The 18735-nt window shown below is 63.1% G+C and carries 20 protein-coding genes; 14 read left to right on the top strand and 6 right to left on the bottom strand.

The features are described from left to right. Nucleotides 1–136: 136 nt before the first annotated feature. Nucleotides 137–1669 carry a chromosomal replication initiator protein DnaA gene (gene dnaA, locus FS388_RS06420; protein ID WP_146340668.1) on the bottom strand — a complete coding sequence of 511 codons (1533 nt, stop codon included), beginning with the start codon at nt 1667–1669 and terminating at the stop codon, nt 137–139. 257 nt (nt 1670–1926) lie between these two features. Here dnaA and rpmH point away from each other — a divergent pair, with 257 nt between their 5' ends. From rpmH to FS388_RS06380, 8 genes are all read left to right on the top strand, one after another. Next, nucleotides 1927–2064, top strand: coding sequence for a 50S ribosomal protein L34 (rpmH, locus tag FS388_RS06415; RefSeq protein ID WP_146340667.1), 138 nt, complete (start codon nt 1927–1929; stop codon nt 2062–2064). A gap of 64 nt (nt 2065–2128) precedes the next feature. Continuing rightward, the gene (rnpA, locus tag FS388_RS06410) at nt 2129–2515 is read left to right on the top strand and encodes a ribonuclease P protein component (protein ID WP_146340666.1); all 387 of its coding nucleotides are present in this window, start codon (nt 2129–2131) and stop codon (nt 2513–2515) included. Further along, nucleotides 2512–2949, top strand: a complete 438-nt coding sequence (gene yidD / locus FS388_RS06405; protein WP_210410158.1) for a membrane protein insertion efficiency factor YidD — start codon at nt 2512–2514, stop codon at nt 2947–2949. Before rnpA ends, yidD begins: the two co-directional genes overlap by 4 nt. 100 nt (nt 2950–3049) lie before the next feature. Beyond that, nucleotides 3050–4045 (top strand): membrane protein insertase YidC, encoded by a 996-nt coding sequence (yidC, locus tag FS388_RS06400; protein ID WP_146340665.1) that lies wholly within the window; start codon nt 3050–3052, stop codon nt 4043–4045. Further along, nucleotides 4042–4650 carry a R3H domain-containing nucleic acid-binding protein gene (locus tag FS388_RS06395; RefSeq protein ID WP_146340664.1) on the top strand — a complete coding sequence of 203 codons (609 nt, stop codon included), beginning with the start codon at nt 4042–4044 and terminating at the stop codon, nt 4648–4650. The genes yidC and FS388_RS06395 overlap by 4 nt, the downstream gene beginning before the upstream one ends. Beyond that, nucleotides 4650–5312: a 16S rRNA (guanine(527)-N(7))-methyltransferase RsmG gene (rsmG, locus tag FS388_RS06390; RefSeq protein ID WP_146340663.1), complete on the top strand. Its 663-nt coding sequence runs from the start codon at nt 4650–4652 to the stop codon at nt 5310–5312. The genes FS388_RS06395 and rsmG overlap by 1 nt, the downstream gene beginning before the upstream one ends. Before the next feature lie 15 nt (nt 5313–5327). After that, nucleotides 5328–6236 (top strand): ParA family protein, encoded by a 909-nt coding sequence (locus tag FS388_RS06385; RefSeq protein WP_146340662.1) that lies wholly within the window; start codon nt 5328–5330, stop codon nt 6234–6236. A 93-nt stretch (nt 6237–6329) separates the two neighbouring features. Continuing rightward, nucleotides 6330–7535, top strand: a complete 1206-nt coding sequence (locus FS388_RS06380; protein ID WP_146340661.1) for a ParB/RepB/Spo0J family partition protein — start codon at nt 6330–6332, stop codon at nt 7533–7535. A 114-nt stretch (nt 7536–7649) separates the two neighbouring features. Here FS388_RS06380 and trxA read toward each other — a convergent pair whose 3' ends face one another. From trxA to FS388_RS06355, 5 genes are all read right to left on the bottom strand, one after another. Beyond that, nucleotides 7650–7976, bottom strand: coding sequence for a thioredoxin (gene trxA, locus FS388_RS06375; protein WP_146340660.1), 327 nt, complete (start codon nt 7974–7976; stop codon nt 7650–7652). Between the two features lie 13 nt (nt 7977–7989). Beyond that, on the bottom strand, nt 7990–8967 hold the full coding sequence (trxB, locus tag FS388_RS06370) for a thioredoxin-disulfide reductase (RefSeq protein WP_146340659.1): 978 nt from the start codon (nt 8965–8967) through the stop codon (nt 7990–7992). 108 nt (nt 8968–9075) lie between these two features. Further along, on the bottom strand, nt 9076–10269 hold the full coding sequence (locus FS388_RS06365) for a hypothetical protein (protein ID WP_146340658.1): 1194 nt from the start codon (nt 10267–10269) through the stop codon (nt 9076–9078). A gap of 70 nt (nt 10270–10339) precedes the next feature. Continuing rightward, the gene (gene murJ, locus FS388_RS06360) at nt 10340–12043 is read right to left on the bottom strand and encodes a murein biosynthesis integral membrane protein MurJ (protein ID WP_146340657.1); all 1704 of its coding nucleotides are present in this window, start codon (nt 12041–12043) and stop codon (nt 10340–10342) included. 20 nt (nt 12044–12063) lie between these two features. After that, nucleotides 12064–12507: an NUDIX hydrolase gene (locus FS388_RS06355; protein WP_246836344.1), complete on the bottom strand. Its 444-nt coding sequence runs from the start codon at nt 12505–12507 to the stop codon at nt 12064–12066. Between the two features lie 279 nt (nt 12508–12786). Between FS388_RS06355 and FS388_RS06350 the strand changes: the two genes are divergently transcribed. The 6 genes from FS388_RS06350 to FS388_RS06330 are packed head-to-tail and all read left to right on the top strand — an operon-like array spanning nt 12787 to nt 18734. Further along, entirely contained in the window at nt 12787–13386 is a 600-nt protein-coding gene (locus FS388_RS06350) for a TetR/AcrR family transcriptional regulator (protein WP_146340656.1), read from the top strand. 50 nt (nt 13387–13436) lie between these two features. Continuing rightward, on the top strand, nt 13437–14909 hold the full coding sequence (locus FS388_RS06345; RefSeq protein ID WP_146340655.1) for an amidase: 1473 nt from the start codon (nt 13437–13439) through the stop codon (nt 14907–14909). Nucleotides 14910–14952: 43 nt separating this feature from the next. Beyond that, on the top strand, nt 14953–15324 hold the full coding sequence (locus FS388_RS13045) for a hypothetical protein (protein ID WP_246836343.1): 372 nt from the start codon (nt 14953–14955) through the stop codon (nt 15322–15324). After that, the gene (locus FS388_RS06340; protein ID WP_246836132.1) at nt 15231–15911 is read left to right on the top strand and encodes a branched-chain amino acid ABC transporter permease; all 681 of its coding nucleotides are present in this window, start codon (nt 15231–15233) and stop codon (nt 15909–15911) included. The genes FS388_RS13045 and FS388_RS06340 overlap by 94 nt, the downstream gene beginning before the upstream one ends. Next, a complete protein-coding gene (locus FS388_RS06335) occupies nt 15829–17028 on the top strand; it encodes an ABC transporter substrate-binding protein (protein WP_146340653.1) in 1200 nt (399 codons plus the stop codon). Before FS388_RS06340 ends, FS388_RS06335 begins: the two co-directional genes overlap by 83 nt. Further along, nucleotides 17025–18734, top strand: coding sequence for an ATP-binding cassette domain-containing protein (locus FS388_RS06330; RefSeq protein ID WP_146340652.1), 1710 nt, complete (start codon nt 17025–17027; stop codon nt 18732–18734). Before FS388_RS06335 ends, FS388_RS06330 begins: the two co-directional genes overlap by 4 nt. The last annotated feature ends 1 nt before the right edge of the window (nt 18735 follow it).

Raw genomic sequence — 18735 nt, 5'->3', positions numbered from 1 at the left:
AAGGCGAAAGTCAAAACGTCTGGAGACCGCTGTCTGGGCTGAACTACATACGTGTGACATGTGCACAGACCCATCCGGGGGTCCAGTGGAGAACCCTCTGGAAGAGGTCGGCTCCATGCGGCTGCGCCTGCAGCGCCTATCTGCCCTGCTTGATCTTGTTGGTCAGCTCAGTGACCTGGTTGAAGACCGCTCGCCGTTCGGCCATGAGCTCTCGGATCTTGCGCTCGGCATAGATCACCGTGGTGTGGTCACGTCCGCCCAGGGCCTGGCCGATCTTCGGCAGCGACATCTCCGTGAGCTCGCGCAGCAGGTACATGGCGATCTGACGAGCCGTGACGAGGGTGCGATTGCGCGATTTCGACATCAGCTCCTCGACGGCGAAGTGGTAATACTCCGCTGTGGCGTTGATGATCTGCTCGGCAGTGATCTCGTGAGCGTGGTCGTCAGAGATGAGGTCCTGCATCACCTGTTCAGCCAGGTCCAGGTTCACATCCTGCCTATTGAGCGCGGCATAGGCCGTCACTCTGATGAGGGCACCCTCGAGCTCGCGGATGTTCGTCGAGATCTTGGAACCGATGTACTCCAGCACATCGTCCGGGCATGAGAAGTTCTCGGCGTTGGCCTTCTTGCGCAGGATCGCGATGCGCGTCTCCAGCTCCGGAGGCTGAATGTCAGTGATCAGGCCCCATTCGAACCGGGAGCGAAGCCGCTCCTCAAACCCTGACAGCTGCTTGGGGGGCAGGTCCGAGGTGATGACGACCTGCTTGTTGTTGTTGTAGAGCGTGTTGAAGGTGTGGAAGAACTCCTCCACCGTGCGCTCCTTGTCGGCGAGGAACTGGATATCGTCGAGGAGGAGGATGTCCACGTTGCGGTAGAGGGTCTTGAAGCTGGCACCCTCATCGTCGCGGATGGAGTTGATGAAGTCGTTCGTGAACTCCTCAGAGTTGACGTACCTGACCCTGATTCCCGAGTAGAGGCGCTGGGCGTAGTGGCCGATGGCGTGCAGCAGGTGCGTCTTGCCCAGTCCCGAGTCCCCGTAGATGAACAGCGGATTGTATGCCTTGGCGGGCGCTTCGGCGACGGCGTTGGCCGCTGCGTGTGCGAACCGGTTCGACGAGCCGATGACGAACGTGTCGAAGGTGTACCGCGGGTTCAGCCGAGAGGCCTCGAACGTCTCTCCCTGCGCAGTGGCATCAGGATCAGGAACCGGAGAGGGCCTGGGAGCCTCGAAGGGTTCGGCGTGGGAGGTCGGAGCGGGTCCGCGGGCTGGACTCGGAGCGGGGGCTTCGGGCGCATGCGGCGGATACTGCGGGGAGGGCTGCTCGCCGACGGACTCAGCAGCCGGGGTGAGCGAGGGGTCGGTGCCGGGAGAGTCAGCGCGCTGCCGCTTGGCGAGCTCCGGATCGATCACGTAGGCGCACAGCACATCTTTGCCGAAGACTGTCCGAAGTGCGGCGGAGATCTGAGCCTGGAGTGTGGACTGCATCGTCTCTCGGATCCGCTCATGCGGGACGGCGAGCAGCAGGGTGTCGCCGATGAGCTGGTCCGACTGGGGGACCGCCCGGGCGATGTCGGTGAGCTTCAGACCGCTGATTCCATGGTTCTCACGCAGTTCTGCAATGACCTGCTGCCATTTGGCTGAGACGCTGGTCTGATAGGTGTCCGACACGCTGTGGAGTCCTCCATTAGTATTCTCATGCCATGTGCTAAGCGGCCAGTCTTCGTGCTCGGACAGTATTCCACAGGTTGTGAACAGCCTGTGGGGAAAATGTTGACAATCTGTGGAGTTGACGATGACAGGCTGTCGCCCGTAGTGTTGACAGGTCGCTCTGTGTTATGTGCGCGCCGTGACGCCTCACGTGGCGCTCCCGCAGCGCCGAGCAGAGCCCGTAAGACTTCACAGACATTTCATTTGGGAGAAGACCAATGACCAAGCGGACTTTCCAGCCGAGCAACCGCCGCCGCAGCCGTAAGCACGGCTTCCGGTCCCGCATGCGGACCCGCGCGGGCCGGTCGATCATCTCGGCGCGCCGTCGCAGCGGACGCAAAGAGCTGAGCGCCTGAGCTTCTGCACGACACGTCAACGGCCCGTTCCCCGCTTGGGGGACGGGCCGTCCGTGTTCTGAATATGCTTCCTGTCGAGCACCGCATCCGGAAGGCCCAGGACTTCAGGGCGATACTGCGCTCCGGCGCGCGCGCCGGAACGAGCACCTCTGTGGTGGTGGTTCGCGTGACTCCCCTCAGCGCTGAGGAAAGCCTGCGCCCCGTCCGATGGAGGGCCGGGCTCGTCGTGTCCAAAGCGGTGGGCAACGCAGTCGTCCGCCATCGGACCGCCCGCAGACTCCGGCACATCTGCGCCGAGATCGTGCCTCCGTGGACCATGGACGGGCACCGTCTCGACATCGTGGTGAGGGCACTGCCCCCCATCGCAGCCTCTGACCACGAGACGGTGACCAAAGAGGTGCGAAGCGGACTCAAGCGGGCTCTCAAGCGCGCCGGATACGGAGCGTCATGACGCAGACTCCCGAGGGCACATCCTGGCTCCGTCATCGTGACTACTACGTGGAGGAGGGCGAACAGCCCGGCCTCCCCGGTCCGGCACCGTCGGACGAAGAGGTCAGATCGCAGCACTGGGGCTGGCTCAGGAGAGCGCCCTCCTATCCTCTGGTGCTGTTCGTCATGGCCTGGCGCCGCGTGATCTCCCCGCTCTACGGGCAGGTGTGTGCGTTCTATCCCAGCTGCTCGGCCTACGGCCTGGAGGCGCTGACCACGCACGGGCTGATCAGGGGCGGCGCGCTGACGGCGTGGAGAGTGCTCCGGTGCAATCCCTTCACCGGCGGCGGAGTCGACCACGTTCCGTGCGCCCATCGGATTTGGCCGGCGGAGGAGCTCCCCCGGATCATAGAGACGAACCATCCGCCCATCGACCATGAGCCGAGCAGCCCCTAGAGGTCAGGAACTTCCGATACCCTGGAGGCTGATCTTTTGCGAGCTTTCAGCCGGACGGCGTCCCAAGCACTGATGTCCGGCCCAACCCTTTGAGAGTTATATGGCCTTCCTCGACACACTAATGTGGCCCTTCAGCTGGGCCGTGTCATTCATCCTCAGCATCGCCCACTCCTTCCTGGGCATCCTCGGCATGGATTCCGAGTCCGGATGGACGTGGACGATCTCCATCATCCTGCTGGTGCTCTTCATCCGTACCCTGCTGATCCCGCTGTTCGTGCGGCAGATCAAGTCGCAGCGCGGCATGCAGTCGATGCAGCCGGAGATGCAGAAGCTCCAGGCCAAGTACAAGGGCAAGAAGGACCCCGTCTCGCGGCAGGCGATGGTTCAGGAGCAGCAGGCGCTGTTCAAGAAGCACAGCGTGAACCCGTTCATGACCTGCCTGCCCATTCTGGCGCAGCTGCCGATCTTCTTCTCCCTCTTCTGGATGCTGAACCGGATGAACGAGGAGTACTACGACGAGGGGTACTTCTCGCTCTCCGGCAGCGAAGTGCAGAGCCTCTCCGAGTCCACCATCTTCGGCGTCGGCATGAACGACGTGCTCTGGGGCGCGGTCCAAGGCGATCCGTCGACTCAGGGCAGCGTGACCTCCGTCGTGCTCCTCGCCAGCATCCTGACGGCAGCCATGGTGGCCAGCCAGTTCTTCACGCAGAAGCAGCTGATGGCGAAGAACATGTCCGAGGCGGCCCAGACCGGCCAGATGGCGCAGATGCAGAAGATCATGCTGTACGTGCTGCCGCTGGCCATGATCTTCGGCGGCGTGAACTTCCCGCTGGCACTGATCATCTACTGGACCGCGACCAACCTCTGGACCATGGGTCAGCAGTGGTGGGTCATCCGCAACAACCCCACGCCCGGCTCCATGGCGGAGAAGGAGCTCAACCTCCGGCGCGCTGCCAAGGGCCTGCCGCCGATCGGTGAGGAAGCACGCAAGGCCGCCGAAGAGGCGAAGAAGCCGACCGGCGAGCACAAAGGGCCCCAGGCCCAACCAGCCCGCAAGCGCAAGAAAAAGAAGAAGAAGAAAAAGGGACAGCGATGACGGAAACCTCTGAGAACCCCGCCGAGAACCCAGTGCTCCAGGCCAATGAGACTGTGGCCCCTGAGGAGGCGCACGTCGTCGAGAACCAGGACACTGTCGAAGAGCTTCCGGAGGAGGACTCCGACGGCGAGGACGACAGCGACGACGAGACCCCGGACGAGGGAGACGTCGCCGCCGATTACCTCGAAGAGCTTCTGGACATCGTGGACCTCGACGGTGACATCGAGATCGAGATCCGCGGCGAACGGACGTTCATCTCCATCCAGGCTGAGGACGGCGGCGCAGAGCTGCAGGACCTCGTCGGCACGGACGGAGAGACGCTCGACGCGCTCCAGGAACTGACGCGCCTCGCCGTGCTGTCGGCGACCGGTCACCGCACCCGCCTCGTGCTGGACATCAACGGTCATCGCAACGCACGCAACGAGGAGCTCCGGGCCAAGGCCCAGGAAGCCGTCCAGAAGGTCAAGGACACCGGCGAAGAGGTGCCCATGGAGCCGATGAGCGCCTTCGAGCGCAAGATCGTCCACGACTTCATCGCCGAGGCAGGCCTGACCTCAGGCTCCGAGGGCGAGGGCCGCAAGCGGCACGTGGTGGTCTCCGCCTGATGACGGAGGCCCCAGTCCCGGACCCCACGGAGCAGGAGCGTCGAGCGGCCGAGCAGCTGTTCGGCGAACGCCTGCCCCTTGCCGAGGGGTTCGTCCGCCACCTGTGCACCACAGGCATCGATCACGGTCTGCTGGGCCCTCGTGAGGTGCCGCGCATGTGGTCCCGCCATGTGCTGAACTGCGCTGTGCTTGCGCCCGAACTGCCGGAGGGCGGCGACGTGGCAGACGTGGGCTCCGGCGCAGGGCTTCCAGGACTGGCTCTTGCGATCGCACGGCCCGATGTCCGCATGTCACTCATCGAGCCCATGGAGCGACGTGTCGACTGGCTCTCCGAGGTGGTGGCCGATCTGGGCCTCGACAACGTCGACATCATCCGAGGCCGCGCCGAGGACGTCACGGACGAGGTCATGGCTGACGTGGTGACAGCACGCGCCGTGTCAGCACTTAAGAAGCTTGTACCCCTGACAGCGCCACTGCTGGCTGATGACGGTCAGCTCCTCCTGATCAAGGGCCGGAGTGCGGCAGAAGAGATTGAGACGGCAGCGAAGGCCATTCGTCGCTTCAAACTCCGCGCGCCGGCCGTCGAGCTTCTGGGCGAGGATCTTCTGGAGGAGCCGACGACGGTTGTCAGGATCCGTCGAGTGCCCGCGTCCGACAGCTGACCTAGACTCGTCGTCATGACTGAATCTCTCTCTGGCTCACCGCTGGCCGCACAGCTGCACGACGAGCAGCGCCGTCGCCGCAAACTTTCAGAGATGTCTCTCCAGCCCCCGGAGAGCACCCGCGTCATCACGGTCTCCAACCAGAAGGGCGGCGTCGGCAAGACCACGACGACCGTGAACCTCGCAGCTGCCCTTGCCGATCACGGATTCAACGTTCTCGTCATCGACATTGATCCCCAGGGCAACGCATCAACAGGGCTGGGAGTCCCCCACAGCGCTGAGACCGACTCCATCTATGACGTGCTGATCGATGACCTCTCCATCGCTGAGGTCGTCTCAGCCTCTCCCGACGTAGAGAACCTCGAAGTGGTTCCTGCAACGATCCACCTGGCGGGCGCGGAGATCGAACTGGTCTCTCTCGTTGCTAGGGAGCAGCGTCTCCAGCGGTCGCTTGATGAGTACATCCAGTACAGGGAGAACGAGGGCAAACCCCGCCTGGACTACGTATTCATCGATTGCCCGCCGAGTCTTGGTCTCCTCACCGTCAACGCCTTCGTCGCGGCCAGAGAAGTTCTGATCCCGATCCAGTGCGAGTATTACGCGCTTGAGGGACTCAGCCAGCTGCTGAACAACATCAGTCTCATACAGAAGCATCTCAACCCGAAGCTTGAAGTCTCCACGATCCTGCTGACCATGTACGACGCCCGGACAAACTTGGCGGCGCAGGTTGTTCATGAGGTCAAGGAGTACTTCGGTGGGGAAGTGCTGGAGAGCAAGATTCCGCGCAGCGTCAGGATCGCTGAAGCTCCCAGCTATCAGCAGAGCGTCATCACCTACGCGCGCGACAGCACGGGTGCGCTCGCCTATCTTGAAGCAGCTGCAGAGATAGTCCAACGGGCGTCGTCAGCTCCCTTTGCCGGGTAGCTTCCCGTTTCACGTGAAACCCTGCCCCCGCTGAAGCTCTCCCCGCCCTAGAATGAAGGGCATCATTCGAACGCTCGGGAGGGCATCTTTTCTATGGCAGAGCGAAAGCGACGCGGACTTGGCCGGGGCCTCGGCGCACTGATCAACTCCGACGCGGAGGAACAGTCTCCCTCCGGCGCGACGGCGCATGCGATCCCTCCGCTGGAACCTGAGATACCTCCGGAGCCCGTTTCACGTGAAACCGATGAAGCGGCCAATGAGCGGCCCGAACGACCCATCGACGTCTTCTTCTCGGCCAAGAGTCACCTGGAGACCCAGAAGATCTCGCATCAGCGGGATGCATCGCGAGCCCGCACGACGAGCAGCCGCGCGAATGGGCGAAAGCGAGCGGAGATGCCTGCCATGTCCTCCGCCCAGACAGCGAAGCAGGAGACTGTCAGTTCTCTTCCCGTTCCACGTGAAACGGAACCGTACGAGTCCGCCGAGTTCCTCGCCGTTCCGATCGCGAGCATCCGACCCAACCCTCGCCAGCCTCGTCAGGTGTTCGACGAAGACGATATGGCGGAGCTCGTTCACTCGATACGCGAGATTGGGGTCCTTCAACCCATTGTCGTGAGGCCTGTAGAAAATGCCGGCTATGAGCTCATTATGGGCGAACGTCGTTGGCGGGCATCCGAGGCGGCGGGCAAGGAGACCATTCCAGCGGTGGTCCGACACACCGCGGACGAGGATCTGCTCCGTGACGCGCTGCTCGAGAACATCCATCGCTCAGAACTCAACCCTTTGGAAGAAGCCGCCGCGTACCAGCAGCTGCTCGACGACTTCGGGATCAGTCAGGAAGAGCTGTCACGCCGTATTGGCAGGTCACGCCCACAGATCTCCAACACTCTGCGTCTGATGCGCCTGCCCGCCGCGGCCCAACGACGCGTGGCCGCCGGCGTGCTGTCCTCGGGTCATGCGCGCGCCCTGCTGTCCTTGAACAGTGAGGATCGTATGGAGGAGCTCGCATCCCGGATCGTATCCGAGGGCCTCTCCGTGCGCGCTGCCGAAGAACAGGCGTCGGTCATGAAGCGGACTCCCGCACAAGAAGCTCCGGTTTCACGTGAAACGGACCGTCTGCCCAGCAGCTCTCGTTATGAGCAGCTCGACGAATACGCCGAGGCCTTGATTGACACCCTCGACACCCAGGTCAAGATCACTTTGGGGGCGAAGAAGGGACGCATAGCGATCGACTTCGCAGGCGTTGAGGATCTCGAACGCATTCTGAAGCAGCTGGGGCTGCACGTGGACGCTGGGTGATCAGCAGGCAAGGTGGACCGCCGGGCAGACTGGCGCGTTTCACGTGAAACACAAAAATGCCCCCTCCGGCGTCTCCATGAGATCAGCCAGAGGGGGCATTCCTATGCCCGACGTCTACTTCAGAAGATCGGAGAACTCATCCTCGAGGGCAGGCTTGGGCTTTGCTCCGATGGAGGAGACCACGTGCTCGCCGTCGCGGAAGCCGTAGACCGCAGGAATCGACGTGATGCCGTACTTCGCCGCGGTGGCGGGGTTCTCGTCGACGTTGACCTTCACGACCTCTATCTTGTCCTCGTTCTCGTTGGCAAGCTCTTCGAGGACCGGGGAGAGGGCCCGGCAGGGGCCGCACCACTCCGCCCAGAAGTCCACCAGAACCGGCTTGGAGTTCTGCAGAACATCGGCTTCGAAGCTTGAATCGGTCACGTTCTTCAGTTCAGACATAATGTGTCCTTTCCTAGGAGGTTTCGGCCAGTTGGGGAGTGGTGGGCAGACGGGATGCCAGGTAGTGCTCGACGTCGAGGGCGGCCGTGCAGCCTGAGCCTGCAGCGGTGATCGCCTGACGGTAGTGCGGGTCCAGGACATCCCCCGCTGCGAAGACGCCGGGGAGCGACGTCTTGGAGGATCGTGCGTCCACGGCGACGGTTCCCTCGGCAGTGAGCTCAAGCTGATCAGCGAACAGTGCTGTTCGAGGATCATGGCCGATGGCGACGAAGAGTCCCGTCACATCCAAGGACGACTCCTCGCCTGTCACGGTGTTGCGCAGGGCCAGGCGGTTCACTTTGCCATCACCGTCGACTCGAGTGATCTCGTTGTTCCACACAAAATCGATCTTGTCATTGGCATGGGCGCGGTCGGCCATAATCTGCGATGCGCGCAGGGAGTCCCGTCGGTGAATGACGGTGACCTTGGAGGCGAACTTTGTGAGGAACATTGCTTCTTCCATAGCGGAGTCGCCGCCTCCTGCCACGGCAATGTGCTGCTCCCTGAAGAAGAAGCCGTCACACGTGGCGCACCAGCTGACTCCGTGGCCGGAGAGCTCCTTCTCACCGGGCACTCCCAGCTCACGGTACGCCGAACCCGTTGCCAGAATGACAGCACGGGCGTGGAGGATCTCCCCTGAGCCGGTGGTGATCTTCTTGATCTCGCCGCCCAGGTCCAGAGCGGTGGCGTCCTCGTGCCGGATGTCGGTGCCGAAGCGTCGCGCTTGGGCTTCCATGTTCATCATGAGGTCAGGTCCCATGATGCCCTCGGGGAATCCGGGGAAGTTCTCGACCTCAGTGGTGTTCATCAGCTCCCCGCCCGCGGTGACCGAGCCCGCGAGGACCACAGGGCTGAGGTTCGCTCGGGCGGTGTAGATGGCAGCCGTGTAGCCGGCGGGTCCGGAGCCGACGATCACAACGTCGTGCACCTGGTTCGGAGTCTGATCAGTCACGCTGGGTGTCCTTCGTGGGGTTGTAGGGTGCCAATGGCATCAACAGCTGTGTCCATGGAGCCTATTCCATCAGCTGAGTCTGAGGCCCTCCTGGCCGGGCCTTGGGGGTCAGCCTTGGAGCGCTGCGAAGATGATCACAGCGGCGATGATCACCAGAAGAAGGAGGCCGCCGGCCGAGACCCACTGGCGGGGCGTGAGGCTGGCCATGCTGAAGCTGTCCTCGGACGGCGCTGCCTCTGCTGAGCCGGGTTCGGCTGCGGAGGTGCCTGCGGCGGAGCCGTCGCTGCTGGCGGACGGGAAGCTCTTCGGAGCCTTGGGTGCGTCAGATGTGAGCAGATCGGCGAAGCTGCTCGGTGCCTGCGCGCTCTGTGGGGCGACGGGGGCGGGAGCAGCGCCGCTGTACATGTGGTCAGGCTGCTCAGGCGGGTTGTCTATGACTTCCTCGCCCTCTGCGATGAGGTCTTCCTCAGGGGTGGCCTGGGGTGAGGCCGAGGTATCAGCGGCATCATCTGCTGCTGCAGCCGGCTTATCGCTCGGGCCGTCGGGTTCCTTAGCCGGCTCTTCGACAGGCCCGTCGTCCGATGTTGCCCATGACGTTGAGGCCTCATCTGCGTCACCGACGGCGGAGGGGCGCAGTGAGGCCTCCAAGGTCTCGCTTCCGTCCGCCTCAGAGGACACAGTGATCTCGTCCAGATCGGACAGCAGGCCCAGGTCTGCCTGGAACGCCTTCGAGGGCTCATCCTCGGGCGTGGAAGCAGGGGCTGCCTTGTCCAGGAACGCCGGACGCTTCCGAGCGCCTGCCTCACGGGGCGGACGCCGCTCTCCCATACGAAGCCGTCTGCGCGCCCACCCGGGGGCAGGGGCATCCGGGGTCTCATGGAGCCTGGCATAGTACTCGGCATCGTCGGCGAAGGTCTGCGGCTGCATCTCCCTGGACTGGCCGAAGATCTCCGAGCCCAGCGAGTCGGTGAAGTACGGCTCCACGAAGGGCGCGACGTCAGGAACCACCAGATCCAGAAGCTGATTGGGGTCCACCAATGTGGAGATCAGATACGTCCGATCATCGGCGAGGCCAAGATCCAGGACCTCCACCTCAGAGGCGCGGTCGCCGGCCGCCAGCTCGCGAGCCGAGGTTGCGACCTGCTTCGCATTCGAGCGCGAAGCCAGAAGGACGGAGACCTCGCGGCCGAGGGCTTCGTCGTGCGCCTGGAAGACGATGTCCTGATCCGCGGAGGTCACCACGTGATACGTGATGCGATAGCGGCCGCCGACCACATCGCCGACGCCGAAAGGCTTGGCCACGGACTCTCCTTGGGCTAGCGGGGGTACTCAGGACTGCGTGGAAACATTAGCCTACCGCTCTCCTGCTCGATCAGAGGCGAACCAGGCGGCGAGCTGCCGGCACGCGGCGCCCAATGGGCTCCATGAACTCCTCGAACTCCCGCACTCGCAGGGCCCGAAGCACCGCGATGTACACCACGGCCATCGCTGTGCCCGCCAGAGCGCTCGTCAGCGCAGCAGTCATGATGCTGCTGTAGGCGAATCCGAAGGTGTAACCACCCATCCCCCAGGCGATCAGGCCGCCCGCCAGGCCGGCGGCCGCCGCAGCCCATCCTGACCGCACATAGGCGGTGATGATGCTCGGCAGCCCGAAGCTGCCCCAGCGTCGGGCTGCCAGGACATGGAAGCACACGTAGCGCATCACGTTCATGATGCCCCACACGGCGACGACGACGAAGGGCATGAGCTCGTAGGGGACCACGAGCAGGGCCGCATGCGCGGTCACCTGCCCGAAGCCCATCGTGATGAGCGTCACCTTCAGGGGCGTTTTGGGGTCCTCGGCGGCGTAGAAGGTCCGCATCATGTACAGCGAGGCCGACCGGAACGGCAGCGCCACGGCGAAGAGGATCAGCAGCTGGCCGATGGCGGCCGCCGCCATCTCGGAGTCGGCGGCGGCGCCTGAGAACAGACGCCCCAGCACGCCTGCGAGGACGAGGAAGGCGATGGTGGAGAACATGATGGGTATGGCGAAGATTCGCAGACCCCGGTTCATCACCTCCCGGGCCTCACTGACCCGCCCTTCGCCCATCGCGTCCGACATCTGGTTGAACAGCACCGTCGCGATCGACAGGACGAACACCGAGTGCGGCAGGAGCACGATCAGCTCCGCGATGTTCGCGGCATACTCGCCGGGCACCGACGCCCCGTCCTGGCCCATCTCCTCACGGGCTGCCGTCGCGCCTGAGATGAGACGGATGTGGACGATGTTGGAGACGTTCCCGATCGTCATCGTCAGCAGCGTCCAGGCGGCGATTCGGCCGGTGGCGCCGAGCCCCATGCCGCGGACGCCGAACCGGGGGCGCAGCTTCAGGCCGAGTCTGCTCAGCGGCCAGATCAGCAGGGCCGCCTGAGCGGCGATGCCCAACGTGTGGCCCCCGGCGAGGATGACGGTCTGGGTCGTCGTCCACTCCGCCAGCTGCTCCTCTTCGCCGCTGTACTGTCCGAACGCGACGATGTAGCTGATGAGCATGGTGATGGCGACGATGTTGTTCAGCACCGGCGCCCACATGTACCAGCCGAACTTGGCGTTCGCGTTGAGGATCTGCCCGATCACGGCATAGACCCCGTAGAAGAAGACCTGCGGCAGGGTCCACAGGGCGAAGGATGTGCCCAGTGCGAGCATGGGCTCGCTCCAGCCGAGGGTGAGCAGCCTCAGGATCGGATACGCGCAGACCGTGAGCACAGCCGTGGAGACGAACATCACCACCAGGCTCAGCGTGAGCAGTCGGGAGGTGTAGTCGGCACCCTGGTCAGGCTTCTTGGCCGCCTTGATCAGCTGAGGGACCAGCACCATGTTGAACATGCCGCCCACCAGCAGCAGATACACCGAGTTGGGGATGGTGTTGGCGCGTTCGAAGACGTCGACGATCAGCGTGGTGCCGCCGATCGCCACCGCCAGCAGCATGCTCCGCACGAACCCCAGAACGCGCGAGACCATGGTGCCGGCGGCCATGATGGTCGAGGCCGCGGCCACACCATTCTTGGGAACATGGGCGGGAGGGGAAGGTTGGCTCATCGGAGCCGACTATAGGCCACTCAGACGATGTCGCTGATGACCTGCTTGGCCGCGGCCACAATGCGTCGCTCGTTCGGGAAGGACAGGCGCCGGTCCAGCTGCTCGAGGTTCACCCAGGCCACATCCACGGCCTCATGGTCCGGGTCCTTCTCGATCGTGAGCTCCCCGCCGATCGCCTCCATGAGGTAGTGGTGGACCGTCTTGTGCACCCGGTGGGTGGGAACGGTGAACCAGTACTCGATGGATCCCAACGAGGTCAGGATCGACCCTTCGATGCCCGTCTCCTCAGCGACCTCCCGCAGAGCAGCCTCGCGGTGGTCCTCCGCACCCTCAGGGTGGCCCTTGGGGAGGCACCATTCCAGACGTCCTCCCCGGTTGTAGCGGGCGATGATGGCAGCTTCGAATCCGTGGGCGGCCGGGCGGATGATCACACCGCCTGCGCTGACCTCCTCGACCGTGGGCATCTGACCGGACTGGCGGGCCCGCGGGGGCCGCTGCTGATGGGATGCAGCCCGGCGTGCGCCCATCGAGACAGTCAGGGGCGTCTGCCCTTCATCTCCCGAGTCGGCCGTAGTCATGCTCTCTACTTTAACCGTGAGCGGTTTCACCAGGATTGCCCCTCCGGGGAGAGGTGACGTAATGGCGAAGAAATCTGCCTGTACTACTCTTGAGCGAGTACGAGTGACATATGTCACATAGCATATGCCGTCTAGGAATTCTCAGTCCAAGGATGAGGCCCAACGATGCGAGTAGATGCAGCGAACAACAAGATGCGTCTGGTCCGTGCGGTCAGAGATGTCATCAGTGAACAGGGGAGGGCGGCGGTCACGGCAAAAGAGATCGCCTGCAAGGCGGGAGTAGGCACTGCCACCTTGTATCGCCACTTCGAGAACAAGGACACCCTCATCGACGAGGTCTCCATCGTCCGCTGGATGCAGATGGAGCAGACGGCGCGACAGGGTGCACAGATGGGGGGTTCGAGCCTCGAAGACATCATACGAACCCTGGACTTCTTCACGCGGATGATCAATGCAGACAACCAGTTCATCGATATCGTCGGTGTGAAGATCGGCTGGTCGCCGGAGCCGATCCGTCCGATCCGACGGGCCTTCGAGACACCGTTCACCGATATGTGGGTCAGGTGCCAGAGGGAGGGAGCGATTCGCCGCTCCGCACATCCCCGCGACGCCATCGACATGGCGGGGTCCGTGCGCAACGGTGAACGACGACTCCAAATGCTCACGATGGTGGTCGGCGGATTCTGCACCGGTGCCGTGGATGCCGAAGCCTTAGTGCATGACATGGTCGTCTCAGGAAAGTTAAAAGCGAGAACCTCCTTCTGAGTTGATCTCACTTTCAAGTCTTTTCGTCTGGACATTGGCAGTCTGTGCACATGGACAGCACAGAATCTTCTCAGCTATCGCTGCTGAGCACGATTGAGAGTCTGCGGACGGGCAAGGTGACTTCTGCCGACCTGGTGGGCGCAGCACTGGACCGCATTGACCAGGTGAATGGACCAGCTCCGAGTTTCGACGGCACTGAAGGTGCAATCAATGCGTGGGTGCGTCTCTACCCTGAGCGAGCCCGCGCGGCCGCCCAGGAGGCCGACATGCGCCTGGCGCAGGAAGGCGACGACGCGCCTCTGCTTTGCGGCGTTCCGATCGGCATTAAGGACCTGTACGCCGTGGAAGGCCTTCCACTGACAGCCTCCAGCGCCGTGCTCGAGGGGAACATCGCGGATGAGTCCTCAGCGCTGACACGCCACTTAGAAACGCAAGGGGCAGTCGTCATTGGGCATACACATACCCATGAGTTCGCTGCAGGTGGTTCTACTCACCAGGTAGGAAACCCCTGGGACTTGAGCCGCTCCGCGGGGGGATCCAGCGGCGGCTCAGCTGCGGCGGTAGCCTCCGGACAGGTTCCCTTGACTCTGGGGACGGACACGGCAGGGTCCATCCGTATTCCTGCTTCCCTGTGCGGCGTTTCGGGCTTCAAGCCCTCTATCTCGGTGCTGCCCACCGACGGAATCATTCCGCTTTCCTACACTCTCGACCATGCCGGGCCACTGGCGCCGACTATCGCCGACTGCGCTGTCGCCCTCAATAGCCTGCGAGACGCACCTCGGACCTCTTCGCCCTTCGGTCTGCACAGTGCAGCCCGTCTGGAGGAGCTTCCCACCAGGGCGCTCAACGTTCCCACACCGCTCAAGGGTGTGCGCATAGCTCTGACGGGTCGCAACATGGGCGACATTGTCGAAAGAGAGATAGTTGAGGCGCTGGAACAGGCACGCGCGGCCTGTGAAGCACTGGGGGGTGAGATCGTTGAGCTCCCACAGCCTCGTGACATGGACAAGGCTGCCTACGACACGATCCTCTTGGCCGAGTCGAGGGACTTCCACCGGCAGTTTGCCGAACAGGAAACCCAATATCGCGGGAGCACTAGAGATTTCCTCGCCTTCGGCTCTGCCCCTATTACCGCTCAGGACTACCTGGGCGCCCAGCGGGACCGGATCAGAGTCACAAAGGCATGGGATACGTGGTTTCAGGAGAACCGCATTGACGCCGTGCTAGAGCCGACTCAGGCAATCGTCGCGCCCAAGAGAGGACATGGCTACGACCCGGACCAGCAGATTGGGGGCGAAGACCCCATGACGCTGTTCACGGCTCTTTGGAACTACACCGGCTTCCCTGCAGCCACTCTCCCGGTTGGTGTCGGACCGGAGAGCGGAATGCCGTTGGGAGTCTCGCTGATATCAGCCTTCGGCCGGGATCGTGCCCTCGTGGAGATCTGTCTTTCTCTGCAGGCCCAGGCGTTGCCGGCCCTGAAGAAGCCCGGACAGACGGCAAGTGCGGGTGCGCAGGCATGAGCATCAGGGGCCATGAGTCAGGAAGGAGGGCCGGACTGTGGAGATGATGGTCGTCTTCTCGCTCTCCGTTCTGACTCTCTTCGGCTTCTACGCCCTGCTTGCCTGGGGCCTGGGTTTGATCTTCGGGCAGCTGGGAGTGGTCAACGTTGCCCACGGAGAGTTCGCCATGGTTGGAGCCTTCACTGTGGTCGCCTTGGCTCCGCTGCCATTCGTGATTCGCGTGCTGGTGGCCATCCTCGTGGCGATCGTTCTTGCGGTGCTCGCCGAGCGGTATTGCTCACGAAGCTCTATGCCCGTGGACTGTTGGCCACTCTGCTGGCGATGTGGGGCGTCGGTATCGTTCTTCGGCAAGGAGCCGAGGCGATCTTCGGCACCACGCCTCGATCAGTCGCAGCTCCCATCACCGGCAGTTTGAATATTCTCGGAGTCCAGTACCCGACCTATCGTCTGGTGGCTACAGGCGTTGCGGTGCTGGTGATCGCGCTCGGACTGCTGGTTATATACCGAACCGATCTAGGCCTCAGACTTCGAGCGTCGATCGACAACCGTGAGATGGCTTCCCTGTTGGGCATCTCCCCGACCCTCATGATTACCAGCACGTTCTGCCTGGGAATCAGCCTCGCCGTGCTGGCAGGTGCGCTGCAGAGCCCCATGCTGGGGATCACTCCGGAAGTGGGACTGAGCTTTCTAGCTCCTGCATTCTTTGCAGTCCTGGTCGGAAAGCCCGGCTCCCTGGCGGGTCCGGTCTTTGGAGCCTTCCTGGTGGCGCTCCTGCAGACTGCGCTGCGAATGACCTTTTCCGAGACGATCGCCAGCCTCATCTTCTTCCTCGCACTCATCATTCTGATCGCTATTCGCCCACAGGGCCTGAACTGGAGGATCCCCACATGGAGCAGAAAACTCGCACCGAAGCCGCGGCATGAGGCACAGCTCACTGCTGGCCTCCCCACTGATCGCAGCGCTGGGCCTGACCGCCTGCGGCGGGTCTATGGGCGGAGGTGATGACGACGGTTCGGCCGACGGCGAGCCCAACGAGGTGTTCACCGTGGGCATTGTCGCCCCGCTGACCGGGAATGCCTCCCTGGAGGGCAACGCCCTGAGCGATGGCTTCACCCTCGCGGTCGATGAGATCAACGCTGATGAGGGTCTGCTCGGCAACGATATCGAGCTGGTCTACGTCGATGACCAGGGCGACGCGGCGCAATCTACGCAGGCCGCTCAGCAGCTAATCCAGCAGGACGAGGTCGACTACATCTTCGGCACAGTGGCCGGCGACACCTCCGAGGCCGCCGCAGGGGTGGCCGAGAGCGCTGAGGTTCCGTTCTCCACCTCCATTGTGGGATCCATCCCCCACTGCAGTCCGCACTTCTGGCCCTTCGGCGCGACTGAGCAGACGGCGGTCGAAGATCTCATTCCGCACATGATGGAGGAATACGGCGAGTCCGTGGCCCTGGTGGGCAACGACTATCTTTTCCCTCGTCAGTATCACGAGGTGGCTGCGGACATCATCGAGGAGGCTGGAGGCGAAGTGGTCGTCGAGGAGTACTCATCGATGGGAACTTCGGACTGGCAACCGGTGATCAATCAGATTTCCAGCGCTGATCCCGACTGGGTGCTCACGGCCGTGGTAGGCGGCGATGCCATCTCCTTCACCCAGCAAGCCGACCAGTTCGGACTTCTCGACGACGTCGGCATCACAGGAACCTCTATGCAGCAGGAGTTCTTCCCTGCAACAGCCGACATCATTGCGGGGGAAGTGACGGCGCAGCCTTACTCCGATCAGGTCGACTCTGAGGAGAACGCAGCCTTCGTAGAGGCTTATCGAGACGAGTTCGACTTCGAAGACCCGATTCCGGTGGTTGCCGCCACTTCGTATCACGCGGCCCACTACATCGCAGAAGCAGTGGAGGCTGCAGGCAGCACAGACGCGGAGGCCATAAGCGCCCAGATGCCCGAGGTTGAATATTCCGGCCTCATCGGCTCAGGAAGCTTCGATGCGGAGAACCACACCTTCAGCAGTCATATGCGTCTGCTGGAGATCGGCGAGGACGGAGCGTATGAGCCGATCGAAGACTACGGTGTCGTCGAGGACACCTGGATCGATCGAGACTGCTCATGAGTTCAGCTCGCTTCGCCGGACGCATCCGACGCGGGCACATCCTGACTATCGCAACTGTCGCCGTGGGCATAGCGGCCACCCCGTTTGCACTGACGCCTTATCCGCTGGCCCTGCTCACACTGGCCTTGGCCTATGGGCTCTTCGCCTTCGGTCTGGACCTCACCTGGGGACGGGCCGGAGTGGTCAGCATCGGTCATGCTGCTTTCTTCGGCATCGGCGCCTACGGGGTAGCGATCGCGACGGACAATGATCAGCACATGCTCCTTGGGGCGCTCGCGGGGATCGCGATCTCAGTACTGGTGGCTCTGGCCATCGGGCGGATAGGACTGGGGTCGAAGACTCTGCCCTCGACGATGGCCATCCTTACCTTGGCGGCCACCCTGCTCGCCCAGCAAGTAGCACTTTCCTGGCGGGGCACCACCGGGGGGAGCAACGGCATCTTCGTTGCGAGCAGCGGAGTCGTTCCCGATTTTTATCGCACTGCCGCAGTCGTTTTCGTTGTGGTGATCTGTGTATGGTTCTTCGTGATCCGCGGCCAATGGGGACGCAGGTTCCGGGCCGTGCAGTCCAACGAAATCCGTGCCGCCCACCTGGGCATCGACCCCCGCCAGACGAAAGTGATCTCGTTCTGCCTCAGCGCCGCAGTCGCTGCCATCGCAGGGGCGCTGGCAGCGCCCGTGATGGGTCTGGTGTCTCCCAGTGCGGCAGGGATCATGCTGTCTACCCAGGTGTTGGTCTGGCTGGCCGTGGGCGGCAGGGGCAGCATTGCAGGCGCATTTCTCGGGGCAGGACTGATCAGCATCGGGGAGCGCTATCTCGGCGATGCCATCGGCAGCTGGTACCTGCTTGTGCTGGGCATCGTGTTCATTCTGGTCGTCCGGTTCGCTCCGTCGGGACTGGTCGGGTCTATGCGGCTGCTCACGAGGCGGCCACTGTCAGAGACCGCCGCACTCGGTGCCCTGCTGAGGGCTCCTGAGCCTCCGACGCAGCATCAGAGTGCCGGAGGCAGCGGTCGCGCGGCGCTGTCGCTCGAAAGCGTCGAGAAATCCTTCGGGGCCTCTCGTGTGATCGATGAGGTCACCATGGATGTCACCGATGGAGAGGTTGTATGCCTCATCGGTCCAAACGGCGCTGGGAAGACGACTCTGCTCAACATCATGGCCGGGAACCTGCCGGCAAGCAGGGGTACCACCCGATACTTCGGCCAGGACATTTCCCGATGGTCTATTCACCGGCGCGCCAGGCTTGGTCTGGGCAAGGTGTTTCAGATTCCCAGCGTCTTCGCGGACCTCACCCCTGCGCAGAACATTCAGATTGCGCAGTCCGAAGCGAACTGGACCGTGCCCATGCCCGTGGCCTACCAACGATTCGTGGAGGACGAGTCGATCCTGGCCGCGGATCTTCCCCTGGCGGACCGTAGGGCGCTCGAACTCGCCATGGTGCTGGCATGGGGACCGCAGGTCATTCTTCTGGACGAGCCCGCCGCCGGTCTCTCCCACGAGGAGTCCATCGGCCTGGCTCAGCGGCTGCGAGAGGTGGCCGAGCAGAACGGCTGCACCCTGGTGACTGTCGAGCACGACATGGAAATCGTACGAGAACTGGCCGACCGAGTCATTGTGCTCGCCAACGGCTCGCTCCTGGTGGACGGGAGCATGGACGAGGTCTCCGACAACGCGGACGTGCGCCGCGCATATCTAGGAGCATGAC

The organism is Nesterenkonia sp. NBAIMH1 (genome assembly GCF_007922635.1).
GTDB classification, from domain to species: Bacteria; Actinomycetota; Actinomycetes; order Actinomycetales; family Micrococcaceae; genus Nesterenkonia; species Nesterenkonia pannonica.
This window is presented reverse-complemented; position numbering and strand designations above follow the sequence as displayed.